Origin of the sequence: Micromonospora sp. NPDC005413, from assembly GCF_040606435.1 — a bacterium.
Lineage (GTDB): Bacteria > Actinomycetota > Actinomycetes > Mycobacteriales > Micromonosporaceae > Micromonospora.
The window spans coordinates 1-16736 of record NZ_JBEXEV010000034.1; the positions used below are offsets into that span (position 1 = coordinate 1).

Below are 16736 nucleotides of genomic sequence, written 5' to 3' on the forward strand. Positions count from 1 at the left end.
CGACGGCACCATGCCGGCCGGCGACAAGAGCTGCCGACGCGGCTGACGTCGACTGTGCCCCCGGGGCACAGTGTGCGATGGCAGCATGCGGAACGGGGGCCGGCTGGAGCACGCGTGAGCCGGCCGAGATCGCCGGCACCACGCTGAAGACCGTGCGGCACTACCACCGGATCGGGCTGCTGGAGGAGCCGGAGCGGGCGGTCAACGGCTACAAGCAGTACCAGACAAGGCATCTCGTCCGGCTGTTGCGGATCCGACGCCTGGTAGACCTGGGTGTGCCGCTGGCCGACATCGCCGCGATGGACAGTTCGGTCGAGGGCGCGGAGCAGACGTTCCGCGCCCTCGACGCCGAACTGGCCGCCAGTATCAAGCGCCAACAGCGGATCCGCGAGGAACTGGCCGGAATCCTGCGACAACCCGAGCGCGCCGACCTGCCGCCGGCCTTCGGCGACCTCGCCGGCGACCTGTCCGACGACGAGCGGGCGTTCCTCCTCGTCTGCTCACGGGTCTTGGATCCGCAGGTGCTGGACAGCCTGCGGGAGACGTACACCTCGACCCCCACCCCGGCCGGGAAGGATCTCGATGCGTTGAGCGAGGACGCGAGCGAGGAGGCCCGGCAGGGCCTGGCCGAGCGGCTCGCCTCCGACGTCGACCGCGACCGGAAGAGGCACCCACGTCTGGGGGAGTTGGCGGAGCAGGGCGCGGCGGGCCATGGGCCGCGCAACTGGTTGGTCTTCCTCCGGGCGGTCGTCGAGTTGCACAACCCGGCACAGATCGACGTCCTGCAGCGCGTCGACGTCATCCTCGACCGGGACGAACCAGTGGGGTGAGCCCGCCTGCACGAGACGGCCGGTCGTACTGGCATGAGGCCGGCCACACCATGTCGTACGAGCTTGAGTGTGCCGCTGCGGCATACCGGCTAATTGTCTGATGCCGAACGAGGTCGAACCAGACGTGACGCCGGAGCGGCGCCACGCGTCCACCCGTCCCGACGACACTGCCCAGAACACCGCGCCCACCATGCTGCACCAGATGGGCGGAGTGGCCGGTTTCGTCTATTCGACAGTTCCGGTGATCGTGTTCGTGACGGTGGACGCGTTCCTGCCACTGGCGGTGGCTGTCGGTGTCGCTGTCGCGACCGGGCTGGCGTTGCTCATGGTCCGGTTGCTGCGCGGCGAGCGTCTCATCTCCGCGGTCGGCAGCCTGCTCGGCGTGGCAGTGGCCGCCGGGATCGTCGCGTGGACCGGCTCCGCGCGGGACTTCTTCGTGATCGGGATCTGGGCCTCGCTTGCCGGGTTCATCGTCACGTTCGGCTCGGTGCTGGCTCGTCGGCCGCTGACCGGTGTCATCTGGAACGCCCTGCACGGCGGAAGGCACGCGTGGCGGTCCGTCCGGGCCGTACGCGTGGCCCACGACGTCGCGACCCTCGCCGCGGCGTCGGTGTTCGGCTCGCGGTTCGCCGTCCAGCAGTGGCTCTATCTGACCGACAGCACCGGTGGGCTGGGCCTCGCCCGGGTCGTCATGGGCACCCCGCTCACCGTGCTGGCCGCGCTGGTCATCGTGTGGGCCTTCCGCCGCAGCACCGGACGCCTCATCCGGACCAACCCATGACGGGATGCCCGCCCGCCGGCACCCACCTTCGGCGGCACCGATGCATCGCCTGGCGCGGCGACCAACGAGCTGGAAAGGCATGAAGATGGCCATCTACGAAATGGCGATGCAGGTGGTTCCCGTCCTGCTGATCGCACTGTTCATCGATACCCGCGGCACCGACCGACCGGCCGGCGGCGCAATGCGACGCTGGACGGAAGTGCAGGACAGGGTCTACGCCGCGCTCGGCGTCGTCGCGTTCATGGCGTCGATGCTCGTCGTGGCGGACATCGTCGCCGCCGGACGTGTCCCGGCAGCGATCGTCATCGCCACTCTCAGCGGCTGCATGGCCATGCTGTACGTCCGGATCCTGCAACGCTTCGCCCGTGACCGCAGTCAGCAGCACGACCAGGTGTCGGGCGACCGCTGAACTTCGCGGTGCGGCCGAGGTCCCCGCCACCAGCGGCCCCGGACAATCAGTGGTGCGGTTCGGACAGCAGGCGGTTGGTGCGCCTGAGGACGTCCAGCTGTGCGGGGTTGTATAGCTCTGCCAAGGCATTGCTGACGGCCTGCTGGACGTAGCGCGCGCTGTACCGGGTGCCGGCGTTCGTGATCTTCGCTTCCGGGTTCTCCGCGTGCAGAGTGCGTACGTAGGGGGCCAAGTCCCGGGCCACGGCCGCGCGGGTCTGCTCGTCGGCGTCGGGGGGAAGCGCGTTGAACCGCTCGGCGACCGGGTCGGTGACGGGCTTGCGCAGCATGTCCGCCCAGGCCCGCATGGTGTCGGCGCCGAGCACCCGGGTCAGCACGACGATGAACGAACGGTCGGCGTGCGGCATCGTCGACACGACACCGGGTGTTACGAAGCCGGGTGGCAGTTCCGCCGGTGTGGGCTGGCGCAGGATGACGCCGAGTTCGAGGCGCGCCCGTTGGAGCCGTTCGATGGTGGCCGCGAGTTCGGCGTCGAGGGTGCGCAGGGCCTCCACGGGCTGATCGTCGGTGTCCTGCATGGTCGCGATCTGGGACAGCGAGAACCCCAGCTCCGTCAGGCGCCTGATGCGCAGGATCCGGACGAGGTGAGCCACCCCGTACTGCTTGTAGCCGTTGGTACGCCGGTGTGGTTCCGCCAACAGGTCGATGTCGTGATAATGGCGCACCGCCCGCAGCGTGGTGCCGGCGAGTTGAGCGATCTCTCGAGTGCTCCAGGCCACTGCGTACCTCCATCCGACGGCACTCCTTCGGCGCCGTGGCGCCCACCGTCCCCGGTGTGCGGACTGCGGTTCCTACCTGCGGATGTCGGCTGTCAGAGCCTTCCCGGGGCGTGGAACACCAGGTCGGGGTCGTACCGCTTCTTGGCGGTGAGCAGGCGCTCGGCATTCGGCCCGAAGGCGGCGGCGGTGCGTTCGGTGTCCTCTGGGCCGAGCAGGTTGGGATAGCCGCCCGGCAGCCGGTCGGATTTCCGTACCCAGGCCCGGTGTTGATCTTCAGCGAGGTCCCCCGGCTCCCAGACCGCGATGGTCTCGACCATCAGATGCGGCGTCCGATTGCGGAACGCGGTCGCGTCGGCGGGGACGCGGGCGGCTGCCCCGTGGAGGCTGTGCAGCGAGATCGCTGAGAGCGGTGAGGTCTTGGCACCTGCGGCGTCGAGCAGGACCTCCTGGACCGTACGGTCGAGTCCGGTGACCGTGCGCGACCCGATCTCGACGTGGCGGCCGGCCGGGAACATCGCGTCGATCTGAGCGAGTTGGTCGGTCATCGTGGTCGGGCCGACCTGCGCCATCAGCGGCTCGCCCAGTTCGGTGAGCTGTTGCAGCACCCGGGTCCCGGCCTCGGGCTCGCCGCACCAGGTCGGTGCGGCGAAGAGCGCCGGCTCACCCGTCGGGGCGGTGATGAAGCCGGCCTGCACGGTCAGCTCGTCCGGTCCCCGCAGCAGCGACTCCTCCAGGTCCGGCAGAACGTCGAACCGGAACATGATCATCCCGGCCAGGATCGCCGGCACCGCGTGCAGCTGGATTCGCATCGTGGTGACCACGCCGAAGTTGCCGCCACCACCGCGCAGCGCCCAGAGCAGGTCGGGGTGGTGCTCGTCGTCGGCGGTGACCAGCGTGCCGTCGGCGAGTACCACGTCGGCCGAGAGCAGGTTGTCGGCGGCGAGGCCGAACCGGCCGCTCAGCGGCCCGTAACCACCGCCGAGCGTCAGGCCGGCCATCCCGACCGAACCAGCCGTCCCGGTCACCGCGACCAGGCCGGCCCGTTGCGCGGCCGCAGCCACGTCGGCCGAGGTGGCGCCGCCCGCCACGGTGGCGACCGCGGTGGCCGGGTCGACGCTCACCTGGCGCATCGGGCTCAGGTCGAGCGTCAGGCCCTGGTCGACCAGCGCGCGACCGGCCCAGTCGTGCCCGCCACCGCGCACCGACAGCGGGAGCCCCTTCTCCCGGGCGGCCCGCACCCCAGTCTGAACCTCAGCCGTGCTGGCGCATCGAAGAACGGCGAGCGGACGACTGGACACCGCGCCGTTCCAGATCGTCCGAACTGCTTCGTATTCCATTCCGGCCGTCAACATGTCACCCATGCCGACCAGAGTACCCACCCACTCATCAGAGCCAAACTCTGATGAGTGGCGGAGGCTATGCTCACGTGACCATGACCGAACCGCCGAGAAGCCGCCGGGCCGAGTACGCTGCCGCCACCCGCACCGCCATCATCGAGGCGGCACGCCTGCTCTTCGCCCGACACGGATACTTCGCGACAAAAGTCGAGGACATCGCCGTGGAGGCCCGAGTCGCGCCAGCCACGGTCTACGCGGTGACCGGTGGGAAGCAGGGGCTGATCCGGACGCTTGTCGACCTGTGGAGCCAAGCGCCGATCGTGGCACAGACCCTCTCCCGACAGGAGACCCTCACCGACCCGGACGAGATCCTGCGAGACGTGGCAGCCGTGACCCGGTCCATGCGCGAGACATACGGCGACATCATGCGGCTGATGCTCTCGACCGCGCCACACAACCCCGAGGTCGCCGACGGCCTGCGGGTAGCCACGAAACGCTACCGGGATGCCATCGAAGCCGTCGCCGCCCGACTAGGCGACATCGGCGGGCTCCGGGCGGGGATGACCCGCGCGGAGGCGACCGACATCCTCTGGTTCTACTTCGGATACTCCGGCTATTTCACCCTGCTCGACGACAACGGCTGGACCTACGAGCAATCGGAACGCTGGCTGGTCGCCCAGGCCACCGCGGCTCTTCGCTGAGACCCGGCTGCCCCCCGAGCTCCGGCCGGTGAACGCCACGTCACCAGCGAGTGTGACGTGGCGTTTGACTACGGTCCGCGGTGCGTGCCGGTCCTGTCTGTCGGGTGGCGCCACCAGATGATCGCGGCGATGACGATGACAGTCGGTCAGGTCGCTCGGATACGCCGCTCGCTCGCCCATGATCGGCCCGACGCGGCGGGGACCTCACCGGTTACGACCATCGCTCGCATTCAGATCCTGAGTCAAGCCCACAATGGGCAAAGGCTAGCGAACCGCCCTCTCAGAGTGCTCACCGCCAGTTGACCAAGACGGCGGCAAGTCAGTGCGGCCGAGCCAGGTGGCGGTCCGGCGATGTTTCTCGTCGATCATTGTGCCGCCGCATATCGAACGCCACAGGCCCGCGTACCGAACATTACCGTGCCGCAGATCGAAAGCGGACCTGCCCGCAGATCGTAACCCGGCCGGTTATCATGACTCGTGCCCACACCGCACTTGATCCCCCGCCACGCCGCCGCGCAGGCCGACGCAGCACTCGCTGACACCCGCGTCGTGCTGATCAACGGAGCACGCCAAACAGGCAAGAGCACCCTGGTTCGTATCGTCGCGGGCGACCGGCTCGCCGAGCGCCGCGATCTCGACCGGGCGCCGGACCGGGCTGCGGCGATCGCCGACCCGGTTGGTTTCGTGGACTCCTCCGAACGGCTAGTGATCGACGAGATCCAGCGCGCTCCGGAACTGCTGCTGGCCATCAAGGCGGCCGTCGACGAGGACGTTCGTCCCGGCCGCTATCTGCTCACCGGCTCATCGCGGCTGTTCGGCATGGTGGCTGCCCCGGACGCGTTGCCCGGCCGGATGGAAACCGTCGAGCTCTGGCCGTTCTCACAAGGTGAACTCGACGGTGAGCCGGACGGATTCGTCGACGCCGTCTTCGCGCTCGGCCCCGAACTGCGACACGAGTCGGACGTGACCCGCGCCGACTACGCGGCCAGGATCGTGCGAGGCGGCCTGCCCGAGGCCACGAACCGCGTCGACCCGCGGCGCCGCCAACGGTTCTTTGACGCGTATGTCCAAGCGCTCATCGATCGCGATGTGCGACAACTGTCCGACATCCAGCACAAGGGCGAGCTGCGCAAGCTGGTACGTTTACTCGCCGCCAGATCCGCGACCATCATCGCCGCCAACGCCCTCGAATCCGCCCTCGGACTGAGCCGCCCGACGATCGCACGATACTTCCAGGCACTGGAAGAGATCTTCCTCATTAAGCGGATCCCCGGTTGGTCCCGAAATCTTGGCACCCGTTCAACTGCTGCGCCGAAACTGATCTTTGTCGACTCGGGCATTGCCGCCAACGAGATCGCGACCGACGCCCGCGCACTGCTCCGGCCGGGCGCGTCGTTCGGCGCATTGCTCGAATCATTTGTCTTGTCCGAACTGTCGCGCCAGCTCACCTGGTCGGAGCAGTCTGCCGACCTCTCCCACTACCGCGACCAGAGTAGGTACGAGGTCGACGCGGTGCTCGAGAACAGATCCGGTCATGTGGTCGGGATTGAGGTCAAGGCAGCCACAACCGTCGGATCCGACGATTTCCGCGGACTACGCCGACTCGCCGACCGCCTCGGCGACGACTTCATCGCCGGCATCGTCCTCTACACCGGGACCTCGACACTGCCGTTCGGCGATAGGCTCCGCGCGTTGCCGGTCAGTGCGTTGTGGCAGGTTGCCGGCCCACGAACAGACTAACCGGGGCGCTCGCCGCCAGCGCGACGGTTGAGCGCCTGGCGCCATGCGGGCACCAGGCGCTCAATTCGAACGGGAAAACCGGCCAACCCACTGCAGTTGTCGGCTGCCTCTGACAGGCACGCACCGGTCACCTGAATTGCTTTTTCAGCACCGAACTCGTGTCATCAGTTGTTGATGTCGATTAGGGACCAGATCTGCCAGTCCCCGCTGTTGCAGCCGAGGGTGTAACCGGTGAGGTGGTTGGCGTCCAGGCAAAGGCCGGTGGCCTTGTTGACGATCTTGTACGCGTTGTAGGTATGACCGTGTATGTTACGCTTCGTGCCCAGGAAGTCGAAGTGCCACCGCTGATAGTCGCCGTTGTTGCAGCGCATCGCGTAGAGGTCACCGGCACGGTTGCTGTCGAGGCAGCGGTAGGGTTCCCGGTACTCCCGGATCGTGTGCCCATTGGGGGGATTGTCCCACACCACCCACTCCCCGTAACCGATATCCGGGCCGTCCTGCCGGACATCACCGAAATTGCCGTCTCGGCCCAGAGCCACGATATGGCTTTCGGGTGCGCCGTAGTTGCTGAGATTCGAGTCGCTGGCATAGACCTGCACGAACTGAGCCTGGGCGGGCGCCGCCGTGACCACCAGCGCTGCACCGAGTGTCACCACCGTCAACGCCACCTGGGCGATTACTCGCCTGAACGTATTCTTCATGTGCCTCAATCCTCCAATTTCGATATTTCGATGACCCTTGCACGTAAATGCAGGTCAGGTCGGTGTCAGCCGTAAACTTGAGGAACTCTTGAGCTTTTCTCACGTTCCTGGCCGGATCCCTGGCAGGTACCAGCAGGGGTCGCCCGACGCCGACTAGCTAATAGCTGCTTGTCGAACACCGGTGGCCGGCCGCCTCGGTTGCCGCGTCGGCGGCGGTTGGCCTGCTGGTCAACGCGTTCAGGGATGGTGTGCCCGATGCCTCGCCGGCGCAGGTCTGCCCGGATGCCCTTGGAGTTGTAGCCCTTGTCAGCGATGTCGGCGAGGACCTGCTCGATGGTGCCGACACCGGCGAGCCGGTCCGGCGTGGTGACCGGTTCGCGGGTCTCGCTGAGCGCGATGCGCGGCGTCATCGGGGGTGCCAGGCGACCCAGTTCGTCGGCGATGGCCTGGAGTCGTCCGGCCGCCTCCGTCAGCCATCCCGGCGGGAACCGTAGCGGGTGCCACGCGTTGCCGAGTCGTACGGCGCGACGCATTCCGACGTCGCTGTTGCCGCCAACCAGATCGGGATGGGTTCCGTGTCGTAGTCGTCGGTGTCGCGCCAGGCGTCACGCATGGCGTGCAGGTACTCGTCGGTCAGCGCGCCGCGCCGCCGGTACGGCACGCCGAGCGCCTCGAACTCCTGCTGGGCCCAGCCGACGCCGACGCCGAGGACGAGCCGGCCGCCGCTGAGCCGGTTGAGGTTCGCCGCCATCCGGGCGGTGAGCAGCGGGTGCCGGTACGGGACGATGAGCACCGTGGTGCCCAGCCGGACCCGGCGGGTCACCCCGGCCAGCCAGGACAGCGTGGTGAACGGCTCGTAGAACGGCGCCGGATACTGCTCGGCGACGTCCGGGGTCACCGCGATGTGGTCGGAGACCATCAGCAGGTCGAAGCCGAGACCCTCGACCGTCTGCGCCCACTGTCGCAGCGCGTCAGGGTCGGTACCCGGGGCGAAGTTCGGTACGTTCACGCCAATCCGCACGGGTCGAGGCTGATCAGTGGGTGCCCGGCCTGTGAACGTCAGCCCCACGTCAGACTGGCGAGGACCGCGCGGAACTCCTTGAGGCTGAGTACCGCGCCCTCGCCGGGAATCAGCCGCAACGAGTACGCGAGATCCCCGACCTCCCACCGCACCTGCCAGGAGCTGTCCGCGCTCCCGGTGATGGTGCCTCTCCGCGAGCCGACCGTGACGGTGGCGACCGCGGGAGGGCTGCCACCCCCTTCGGCGGTACGGCTGCTGGCACTCGTGGACAGCGCCAGGCCGTCCGGACCGTTGTAGCCCTGGCACAGACCCTCGTCGCATTGACTCGGGTGGGGACTCCACCTCGGGTCGGAGGCCAGGTCCGGCAGGTCGCGGTCGGCGACCCGTCTGCCGCTGGTCGCGCAGTCGACGGCAGTCACGACACGACCGCTCACTGCCACGACCACCTCGGCGTCCGTCTGCTCGGTGATCGTGGCCTGCGGCTGCGCGAGCTCCCCGCACGGGGTGTCGCCCGGGGTGGCGTACACGGTGATGGTGGTGCCGTCTCGGGCGACGGCCGCGGCGTTCCACCCCACGGCCGCCACCTGGGCCGCTGCCGTGGTCGTGGCCGTCGCCTGCGGCTGGACCTGGTCGGGTGCGCGGCGGCTGAGATGGATACCGGCACCCAGCGCGACGACGAGGGCGACCGCTGCCGCCGCTGCGCCGATCCGCCGGCGGCGGGTGATCCGGTCGGCGCCGACCACCTGCTCGGCGGGGTGTTCGTCGCTCCGCACGATCGGGCTCCTCTCGGATGGAGAACGCAGAGGCGGGACCCTGTGCGAAGGACGGTCGACCGGAGGGCCGGCTCAGGCGAGGCGTTCGGTGGTCACCGGGATCAGGCCGTGCTCCCGCAGAGTGTCCGTCAGGTCGGACAGTGCCACACCCACACCCACACCCACACCCACACCCACACCCACGGCCGTGTCCGCTGCGCGGATCCCATCAGGATGGTCGGGTCGAGGAGGCGGAGCTTCACCAGCCGCCGCGACGAGTACGGGCTAGCATCCGGGATCTCGACGCGAGGAGCCCGGATGACAGTCACCGCCCAGACCCGGTTCGGCATCGTCGGCAGTGGCTGGCGGGGTGAGTTCTTCCTCCGCCTGGCTCGGCTCCTGCCGGAGCGGCTGCGGGTGACCGGAGTGGTCACGCGTACCGAATCGCGTGGTGCCGCGGTGGCGGCCGAATGGGGCGTGCGGACCTTCCGCACGACGGCCGAACTGCTCGCCCACGAGCGACCGGACTTCGTCATCGTGTCGGTGCCCTGGCCCGTGACCCCCGACGCGACGCGGGAGCTGGTCGCGGCCGGCGTACCGGTGCTCGCCGAGACGCCGCCCGCCCCCGACCTGGCGGGGCTGCGTTCGCTCTGGGCCGACGTCGGAGGCAGCGGGTTGGTGCAGGTCGCCGAGCAGTACCTGCTGATGCCCGGGCACGCGGCCCGTCTGGAGCTGATCCGCGCCGGGGTGCTCGGCGAGCCCACCTCCGTGCAGATCTCCTCGACGCACCTGTACCACGCGGTCTCGCTGATCCGTGGCCTGCTCGGCATCGGTTACGAGACCGCCGAGGTCAGCGCCCGCGCCTTCGTCGCGCCGCTGGCCAACCCGCTGTCGCCTGCCGGCTGGAGCGGCGACGCCGCCCCGCAGCAGCTCTCCACCATCCTCGCGACCATCGACTTCGGCGGGCGGATGGGGCTGTACGACTTCACCGACAACCAGTGGTGGAATCCGCTGCGTGCCCGCCGGTTGGTGGTGCGGGGCTCGCTCGGCGAGTTGGTGGACGATCGCGTCGTCCGTCTGGTCGACCCGACCACGCCGGTGGAGTCGCCCCTGGTGCGGCGGCAGACGGGCATCGACCTCAACCTCGAAGGGCTCGATCTGAAGCACATCAGCTTCGACGGCAGGGTGGTCTATCGCAATCCGTTCGTCGGCAGCGGAATGTCCGACGACGACATCGCCGTGGCCGACATCATGGTCCGCGCCGGCGCCTGGTCGCGGGAGGAAGGCCCGGCGCCGTATCCCCTCGCGGAAGCCTGCCAGGACCACCTGATCAGCCTTGCCATCGAAGAATCGGTACGCAGCGGGCAGCCGGTCGTCGCCGCCGAGGAGGCCTGGGCGCGGTAGTCCTCCGTGCTGATCGTGCCGTTCCCGACTCGACCGGCGCGTACCCGCCGGTTGTCCGCCCGGCCGACCCGGACGCGTGGTCCGGGTCGGCCGCCCCCGTTGCGCGCGGACTGTCTTACGCTCCCCGGCAATCCCTTGTCGGTCAGGTGCGGACGTTGGGCAGATTGACCCCGCAGGTGCGTTCGATGAACTCACCCGCGCGGCGTCCGCTCGCCTCCACCGCCTCCGCGTCCGCCGGGGAGACATTCGCGCCGGACACGGGTTCGTGCTCGTGCGTAGCCGTACCCGCGTCGTGCTCGTGCGTAGCCGTGCCGTGGTCGTGCGCGGTGGCCGGCTCGTCGTGACTCCCCAGTGCACCGGCGAGCCGCTCCAGATCCGGGGCAAGCGCGGATGGTGCGGAGCGAATCAGGGCGGTCATCGCCTCGACCCGCTGGTCACCGGTGAGCCCGCCCTGGTTGGCCAGTGCGAAGGTCTGCGCCTCGGCGCAGAACTGGCTCCGGCCTGACCAGTCCGAGGGCAGGTCTGGCCGGGACAGCCACCAGCCGCCCAGTGCGACCGCGGCCACTGCGGCCACGGCCCCACCGGAGAGCAGCAGACGACGGTCAGACGTTGTCATTGATCGCGTTGATGTCATGAGTGTCGAAGTTCTTGGGCCAGATTTCGCTGCGCATACAGGAGTTGTTGTCCGTGTCGGCGGCCTTCGAGCGGTGGCCCAGCGAGCCGGTGTGCCCGAGTTCGTGACAGCCGAGGCTCTGCCAGTAGCCCGTGGACTTGCCGCTCATGGTCCGGGTGTTGAACTTGACGTCGTAGTGGTCGCACAGCCCGTTCCACCAGTTGCTGTCGGTGCAGGTCGTCTGGCCGTACCAGGAACTGGAGTACGACTTGTCGTAGACGTGGATGTCCGAGCCGCCGGTCGACGTGGTGATCTGCGAACGGTCCAGCTGCGCCCGGCCGTGCGAGACGGCAGCCTTGCCGGCGTTCGTCAACGAGTTCGACTCCACCGCCTGTTCCTTGTTGTCGGGCTTACCGCTGTTGGCCTTACCGCCGTGCCCCGCCATGGCCGGTGGTGCGAACGCCACCACAGCGATCAGCGTGGCACCGAGGACAGTCGTCGTACGCTTCATTCCCCACTCTCCTCGGGAGGCAGCGGCAGGTCCGCGGTCGGGATTGACTCGGTCAACGTGCCCGCGGCGACCTGCCCGCTCGCCGCGACGACCGTGTTGTTCAGGAACGAGGACCCCATCGTGGTGATCGACGTGGCGAGCTCGGTCTCCACGTTGCTGGGCCGGAGTGCGCCGTCGACCACCAACGCCCGCCCGTCGGAGCTGGCGAGCTGGTAGGTGTACGGGTCGCTGACACCGGCGGCGCGACGCAGGAAGAAGTAACCGGTGTCGCCCACCTCGCTCCACGCCACGTTGTTGGAGACGTAGCCGCGACCTTCCTCGTCCCAGCCCTCCTCCTCCAGCGTGATGGACGCCGGGATGATCAGGTTCTTCGGGTTGTGCAGGATGTCGGACCGGGCGATGGTCACCGTCCGCAGCCGGATGTCGCCACCAACCGCGGCCGGGTCCTCGTCGGTGCTGGCCAGCCGGCCGGGCTGCACCGACGTGACCGTGCCGAAGACCACCAGTTGTGAGGTGGCCGTCATCTGCTCGACGGTCTGGAAGTCGTACATCTCCTTGCCGAAGGCCAGCGCCTCGGGGTGTGTGTCGTAGCGCACGCCGGGGTCGGCCCGACCGACGCCTACGGCCGCCACGAGCGCGGCCACCGCGACCGCGCCCGCCGCCGTCAGGCCCAGCCGGCGTAGGCCGGGCCGCCTGAGTTTCTCCACTCGCCGATCTCCCTCTTTGAGGTGACGCGCGGTCGGTGTCGACCGCGTGCCCCGACCGGACGGCCGCAGGACCGTCGGGTCGGGGTGGGAGCGATGATCAACGGACGTGGATGCAGGCAGCTTGCAGCCGGCTTGCAGGCAGTCCACTGCGGACCGTCATACTCGCTGGCGGGGGAGGTGGGTCGATGGAGTTCCGCGTGTTGGGCCCGGTCGAGGCGTGGACGCACGGTGTCCGGGTCGACCTCGGTGGGCGCCAGCCCCGACTTGTCCTCGCAGCGCTGCTGCTGGAGCCGGACCGAGTGGTGGCGGTGGACCGGCTGATCGACCTGGTCTGGGATCAGGCACCGCCCCGTAGTGCCCGGGGCACCGTGCAGGCGCTGGTCTCACGGCTGCGCACCGCGTTACGGCGTGCGGAGGCGCCGGTGGAGCTGATCGGCCGCGAGCCCGGCTACCTGCTACGGGTCGACCCACTGACGGTCGACGCGCACCGGTTCACCGCACTGATCGCCCAGGCCCGGGCGACCGGCGACGACGACGCCGTGGGTCTGTTCGATCAGGCACTGGCGCTCTGGCGCGGGGAACCGCTCGCCGACGTGGCCGACGAGCAGGTGCGGCACCGGCTGTGCGCCGGCCTGCGCGAGGCCCGCTGGACGGCAGTCGAGGAGCGGGCCGAGGTGTTGCTGCGACGGGGGCGTTCCCGGCAGGTCGCCGACGAGTTGACCGACGCGGTCGTCCGGCAACCCGGCCGCCAGCGGCTGGTCGGTCAGCTCATGCTCGCCCTGTACCGGGAGGGCCGCGCCGACCGGGCGCTGACCACCTACCGGCAGGTACGCGATCGGCTCGCCGACGAGCTCGGCATCGACCCGCCCCCGGCGCTGCGCCGCCTCGAGGAGCGGATCCTGCGCGCCGACCCGACGCTGGGGCCACCCGCCGACGTCCCCGGACCGGGCAAAGGAGCCGGCGGCCCACCGGTCCGCCCCGCCGGGCTGCCCCACAGCAGCACGACCCTCACCGGCCGGGACGGCGAGTTGGCCCAGCTTGACGTCGGGTTGACCGAGCCGGCCGGTCGTACCCGGATCTGGGTGATCAGCGGCACCGCCGGGGTGGGCAAAACCGCCCTCGCGCTGCACTGGGCGCACCGCGTCAGCGCTGCGTTTCCGGACGGGCAGCTCCACCTGGACCTGCGTGGTTTCGACGCCGACCGGGAGCCGATGCCGGCGGAAACGGCGCTCCTGCACCTGCTGACGGGGCTCGGGGTCGACCCGAGGGCGGTGCCGGACGGGTCGGACGGCCGAGCGGCGCTGTTCCGCTCCCTGATGGCCGGCCGGAACGTGCTGCTGGTGCTGGACAATGCTCGCCACGCCGACCAGGTGCTGCCGCTGATCCCGTCCTCCGGCACCGTGCTCGTCACCAGCCGGCACCGCCTCGGTGAGCTGGTGGTCCGCGCCGACGCCCGGCCGCTCCCGTTGGACGTGCTCACCCCGGTGGCCTCGATGCGCCTGCTGGCGACACTGCTGGGTGAGGCGGCCGTGCGGACCGATCCGGTTGCGGCCGCCGAGCTGACCCGGCTCTGCGGCCACCTGCCGCTGGCACTCCGCATTGCTGCGGCCAACGTGCAGGCGGCGGCGGGCAAACCGGACATCCCCGGTCTGGTCCGCGAGCTGACCGACGGGGACAGGTTGGCGGGGCTGACCGTCGACGGTGCCGAGGAGAGTGCGGTGACGAAGGCGTTCGCCCTCTCGTACCGAGTGTTGTCGGAACCCCAGCGGGAGCTGTTCCGCCGCCTCGGTCTGGTACCCGGGCCGAGCATCACCGCCGGCCCGGCGGGCGCGGTCGCCGGCGTGCCGGTGACCACCGCCACCCAGCGCCTACGGGCCCTGGCCGCGGCGCACCTGCTCGAACGACACCCGGGGGAGCGCTACCGCTTCCACGACCTGCTGCGCAGCTACGCCGTGGACCGCCTCACCGGGGAGGAGGACGAGACCGCCCAGGAGAGGGCTCGGAGGCGGCTTTTCGACCACTACCTGGACACCGCCGACGTCGCGGGCCGCCGGATCATCCCGCACTTCGTGCGGCTACCGCGGCGGGTCGCGGTGGATCCCTTCACCGACAACGACGCGGCCCTGACCTGGCTGGACGCCGAGCTGGCGAACCTCACGGCGGCGGTGGAGCAGGCCGCCCGGTGTGGCCCCCGCCCGTACGCCTGGCACCTCACCGACGCGCTGCGCGCCTACTTCCACCAGCGGGGTCGGCGCGAGGAGTGGCTGACCGCGGCGACGGTCGCGCTGGCCGCGGCTCAGGCCGAGGGCGACGCCCGCGCCCAGGCCGCGATGCACCAGAGCATCGCGCTCGTGCAGGTCAACAGCGGGCGGTACGAGGAGGCTCGTGAGCATCTGCTCGACGGGCTGCGGTGCACCGACGTGGACAGCTGGGAGGAGGGACGGACGGGAATTCTCAACAACCTCAGCGCGGTGCACCAGCGACTCGGTGACCCGCAGGAGGCGATCAACTGTGCCCGCCTCTCATTGGCGCTCAGCCGCCGATCGGGCAACGACGGCGGTGAGGCGATGTCCCTGGCCAACCTCGGCTTCTCCCACTGGCAGCTCGGCGCGTTCACGGAGGCGGACGCCCACTTCCGAGCCGCGCTGCAACGCGGTGAGCGGTCTGGCGCGCACTACAACGTGGCCGTGCTCCTGGTCGACCTGGCCAATGTGCGCCGGGATCGGGGCGACCGTTGCGGCGCGGATGACCTCTACGCCCGCGCGCTCGTGGCCAACCAGGACCTCGGCTACCGCTACGGCGAGGCGACCGCCCTGGCCGGCCGCGCCGTGCTCTGGTGCGACACGGATCGAGCGGAGTTGGCCCGTGCCGACGCCGAACGGGCGGTGGCTCTGACCCGGGAGATCGGCGACGAGGGAACCGAGGCGTGGGCGGCGGACGCGCTGGGGCGGGTGCTGCTGGCGCTGGGACACCCGGGCGACGCGGCCGAGCAGCACCGCCGGGCGCTCGACCTGGCCCGGCGTACCAGGTTCTGCTGGTGCGAGGCGACCGCCCTGGCCGGCCTCGCCGCCGCCGAGCTGGCCGGGGGTGACCCGGAGGCCGCCGGGCGGCACGGGCGGGCGGCACTGGCCCTGGCGGCCCGCTCGGGATACCGGCCAGTCGAGATCCGGGCGTCCCGGATCCTCGCCCGTGTCGCCGAGGAGTCCGCAGACGTGGCCGAGGCAGTGCGGTGGGACGACCGGGCGGCGCGGCTGGCGGCCGAGACCGGGTATGCGTTTCCGGGCTGCTCGGCTCCGCAGCCGCCCCGGTAACGCGGCCTGCCTGGCCCCTGCCTCTGTCGCCTCCCTGACACAGCGCAACCGTGGAGCCTGCTCACGAGTGAAGCCGATATCACTCGATGTCCGGGATCACCCGGGCCCACACGGGGGGCACAGATGACTCACACCGCTCGACGCAGGATGTTCGCCGGCGCCGCCGCCGGACTGTTGGCCACCTCTCTCGGCGTCGCTGCCTCCGCATCGGCGACCGCGGCGCCCAGCGGGGCAGGCAACGGCGCCTGCAGGATCAGCACGCTGCCGTACCCGGCCGACACCTACCGTGCCGATGCGAGCGCCATCGACCCGACGGGCCGCTTCGTCGCCGGTGGCGCCCTGCGGATCGGTGACAGCGGCAACCAGTACCTGCTGCTGGTCTGGGACGGGCAGCGGCTCACCGAGACCGAGTCAGCGCGCATGGTTGACGCCGTCGACGTCAACGCCGACGGCGTCGTGATCGGCAACGGCTGGGCGGACAACGGCATCGGCCAGCCGTGGAGGTACCACGACGGCCGGCTCGAGCAGTTGCCGGTGGTGCCGTCCAGCGGCATCTTCGTCTCCGCCATCAACAACGCCGGCGACATCGTCGGCTACGGCTCGGACATCGCCACCGGGGAGTACGTCGCGCTGCTCTGGCCGGCCGCCCGGCCGGGCACGGTCGAGGTGCTCGACACCCCGGCCAACGCCATGCCGAGTGGAATCACGGCCAACGGGACCATCGTCGGTGCTGCCGGGGACTTTGGGAGCTGGACCAGTTGGGTCCGCCGGCCGAACGGTCGGATCGACGCACTCACCGCTCCGGGCGCTCAGTCGACCGTGGTCAACGCGGCCGCAGGCCACTGGGCGGTCGGCCGGGTCAACCTGGGCGGCGCCAACCCGCTCAAGGTGCGGTGGGACCTCCGGGACGGCTCGTACACGACGCTCGACCAGCGGCTGGAATGGCTGGAGGACGTCAACGCCAAGGGTGTGGTCGTGGGTGGCGACCGGGTCGTGCGCGGTGGCACCTCACGGGTGCTGCCGGGCGGCGGCGACGGGGTGGGCATCGGCGCCCGGTCCGTCTCCGACCGGGGCACCATCGTCGGGTTCCGCAACGCGGAGCGTGTCACCCCGGTGCGCTGGACGGGCTGCTGACCCCCG

16 protein-coding genes and 1 pseudogene are annotated in these 16736 nt (G+C 70.1%); 8 read left to right on the top strand and 9 right to left on the bottom strand.

Going from position 1 to position 16736, the window contains the following annotated elements; genetic code table 11:
• The first annotated feature begins 77 nt into the window (after window positions 1-77).
• The 3 genes from ABZS37_RS26835 to ABZS37_RS26845 all read left to right on the top strand — a co-directional run bounded on the left by ABZS37_RS26835 (window position 78) and on the right by ABZS37_RS26845 (window position 2020).
• On the top strand, window positions 78-830 hold the full coding sequence (locus ABZS37_RS26835) for a MerR family transcriptional regulator (protein WP_355173359.1): 753 nt from the start codon (window positions 78-80) through the stop codon (window positions 828-830).
• A gap of 100 nt (window positions 831-930) precedes the next feature.
• On the top strand, window positions 931-1611 hold the full coding sequence (locus ABZS37_RS26840; protein WP_355173361.1) for a DUF3159 domain-containing protein: 681 nt from the start codon (window positions 931-933) through the stop codon (window positions 1609-1611).
• Between the two features lie 79 nt (window positions 1612-1690).
• Entirely contained in the window at window positions 1691-2020 is a 330-nt protein-coding gene (locus tag ABZS37_RS26845; protein ID WP_355173363.1) for a hypothetical protein, read from the top strand.
• Between the two features lie 46 nt (window positions 2021-2066).
• Here the strand turns inward: ABZS37_RS26845 and ABZS37_RS26850 are convergent, their stop codons facing one another.
• Both ABZS37_RS26850 and ABZS37_RS26855 read right to left on the bottom strand, forming a co-directional pair.
• Window positions 2067-2798 (bottom strand): MerR family transcriptional regulator, encoded by a 732-nt coding sequence (locus ABZS37_RS26850; RefSeq protein WP_355173365.1) that lies wholly within the window; start codon window positions 2796-2798, stop codon window positions 2067-2069.
• Window positions 2799-2890: 92 nt separating this feature from the next.
• Window positions 2891-4159 carry an FAD-binding oxidoreductase gene (locus ABZS37_RS26855; RefSeq protein WP_355173367.1) on the bottom strand — a complete coding sequence of 423 codons (1269 nt, stop codon included), beginning with the start codon at window positions 4157-4159 and terminating at the stop codon, window positions 2891-2893.
• A 71-nt stretch (window positions 4160-4230) separates the two neighbouring features.
• On the opposite strand from ABZS37_RS26855, the gene ABZS37_RS26860 reads away from it, so the two are divergent.
• Window positions 4231-4836, top strand: a complete 606-nt coding sequence (locus ABZS37_RS26860) for a TetR/AcrR family transcriptional regulator (RefSeq protein ID WP_355173369.1) — start codon at window positions 4231-4233, stop codon at window positions 4834-4836.
• Window positions 4837-5313: 477 nt separating this feature from the next.
• Window positions 5314-6576, top strand: a complete 1263-nt coding sequence (locus ABZS37_RS26865) for an ATP-binding protein (protein WP_355173371.1) — start codon at window positions 5314-5316, stop codon at window positions 6574-6576.
• A gap of 164 nt (window positions 6577-6740) precedes the next feature.
• Here ABZS37_RS26865 and ABZS37_RS26870 read toward each other — a convergent pair whose 3' ends face one another.
• From ABZS37_RS26870 to ABZS37_RS26885, 4 genes and pseudogenes are all read right to left on the bottom strand, one after another.
• A complete protein-coding gene (locus tag ABZS37_RS26870) occupies window positions 6741-7277 on the bottom strand; it encodes an RICIN domain-containing protein (RefSeq protein WP_355173373.1) in 537 nt (178 codons plus the stop codon).
• 182 nt (window positions 7278-7459) lie between these two features.
• A pseudogene (locus tag ABZS37_RS26875) lies at window positions 7460-7588 on the bottom strand (IS5/IS1182 family transposase); the annotation flags it as partial.
• 158 nt (window positions 7589-7746) lie between these two features.
• On the bottom strand, window positions 7747-8298 hold the full coding sequence (locus ABZS37_RS26880; RefSeq protein ID WP_355173375.1) for an LLM class flavin-dependent oxidoreductase: 552 nt from the start codon (window positions 8296-8298) through the stop codon (window positions 7747-7749).
• A 38-nt stretch (window positions 8299-8336) separates the two neighbouring features.
• Complete coding sequence (locus tag ABZS37_RS26885) at window positions 8337-9071, bottom strand: hypothetical protein (protein WP_355173377.1); 735 nt, start codon at window positions 9069-9071, stop codon at window positions 8337-8339.
• Window positions 9072-9368: 297 nt separating this feature from the next.
• On the opposite strand from ABZS37_RS26885, the gene ABZS37_RS26890 reads away from it, so the two are divergent.
• Window positions 9369-10454 carry a Gfo/Idh/MocA family oxidoreductase gene (locus ABZS37_RS26890; RefSeq protein ID WP_355173379.1) on the top strand — a complete coding sequence of 362 codons (1086 nt, stop codon included), beginning with the start codon at window positions 9369-9371 and terminating at the stop codon, window positions 10452-10454.
• 142 nt (window positions 10455-10596) lie between these two features.
• Here ABZS37_RS26890 and ABZS37_RS26895 read toward each other — a convergent pair whose 3' ends face one another.
• Genes ABZS37_RS26895 through ABZS37_RS26905 form a run of 3 tightly spaced genes read right to left on the bottom strand, consistent with a single transcriptional unit; the run spans window position 10597 to window position 12285 of the window.
• The gene (locus ABZS37_RS26895; protein ID WP_355173381.1) at window positions 10597-11070 is read right to left on the bottom strand and encodes a hypothetical protein; all 474 of its coding nucleotides are present in this window, start codon (window positions 11068-11070) and stop codon (window positions 10597-10599) included.
• Window positions 11057-11578, bottom strand: a complete 522-nt coding sequence (locus tag ABZS37_RS26900; protein WP_355173383.1) for a hypothetical protein — start codon at window positions 11576-11578, stop codon at window positions 11057-11059. The genes ABZS37_RS26895 and ABZS37_RS26900 overlap by 14 nt, the downstream gene beginning before the upstream one ends.
• A complete protein-coding gene (locus ABZS37_RS26905) occupies window positions 11575-12285 on the bottom strand; it encodes a hypothetical protein (RefSeq protein ID WP_355173385.1) in 711 nt (236 codons plus the stop codon). Before ABZS37_RS26905 ends, ABZS37_RS26900 begins: the two co-directional genes overlap by 4 nt.
• 185 nt (window positions 12286-12470) lie before the next feature.
• Here ABZS37_RS26905 and ABZS37_RS26910 point away from each other — a divergent pair, with 185 nt between their 5' ends.
• Both ABZS37_RS26910 and ABZS37_RS26915 read left to right on the top strand, forming a co-directional pair.
• Entirely contained in the window at window positions 12471-15596 is a 3126-nt protein-coding gene (locus ABZS37_RS26910; protein WP_355173387.1) for a BTAD domain-containing putative transcriptional regulator, read from the top strand.
• A 123-nt stretch (window positions 15597-15719) separates the two neighbouring features.
• Window positions 15720-16730 (top strand): hypothetical protein, encoded by a 1011-nt coding sequence (locus ABZS37_RS26915; protein ID WP_355173389.1) that lies wholly within the window; start codon window positions 15720-15722, stop codon window positions 16728-16730.
• Window positions 16731-16736 lie beyond the last annotated feature (6 nt).

Excerpts from the sequence above, each read along its gene's own strand:
- ABZS37_RS26835 (WP_355173359.1), top strand. The coding sequence starts at position 78 with ATGGCAGCATGCGGAACGGGGGCCGGCTGGAGCACGCGTGAGCCGGCC.
- ABZS37_RS26840 (WP_355173361.1), top strand. The coding sequence starts at position 931 with ATGCCGAACGAGGTCGAACCAGACGTGACGCCGGAGCGGCGCCACGCG.
- ABZS37_RS26845 (WP_355173363.1), top strand. The coding sequence starts at position 1,691 with ATGAAGATGGCCATCTACGAAATGGCGATGCAGGTGGTTCCCGTCCTG.
- ABZS37_RS26855 (WP_355173367.1), bottom strand. The coding sequence starts at position 4,159 with ATGGGTGACATGTTGACGGCCGGAATGGAATACGAAGCAGTTCGGACG.
- ABZS37_RS26860 (WP_355173369.1), top strand. The coding sequence starts at position 4,231 with ATGACCGAACCGCCGAGAAGCCGCCGGGCCGAGTACGCTGCCGCCACC.
- ABZS37_RS26870 (WP_355173373.1), bottom strand. The coding sequence starts at position 7,277 with ATGAAGAATACGTTCAGGCGAGTAATCGCCCAGGTGGCGTTGACGGTG.
- ABZS37_RS26890 (WP_355173379.1), top strand. The coding sequence starts at position 9,369 with ATGACAGTCACCGCCCAGACCCGGTTCGGCATCGTCGGCAGTGGCTGG.
- ABZS37_RS26895 (WP_355173381.1), bottom strand. The coding sequence starts at position 11,070 with ATGACAACGTCTGACCGTCGTCTGCTGCTCTCCGGTGGGGCCGTGGCC.
- ABZS37_RS26900 (WP_355173383.1), bottom strand. The coding sequence starts at position 11,578 with ATGAAGCGTACGACGACTGTCCTCGGTGCCACGCTGATCGCTGTGGTG.
- ABZS37_RS26910 (WP_355173387.1), top strand. The coding sequence starts at position 12,471 with ATGGAGTTCCGCGTGTTGGGCCCGGTCGAGGCGTGGACGCACGGTGTC.
- ABZS37_RS26915 (WP_355173389.1), top strand. The coding sequence starts at position 15,720 with ATGACTCACACCGCTCGACGCAGGATGTTCGCCGGCGCCGCCGCCGGA.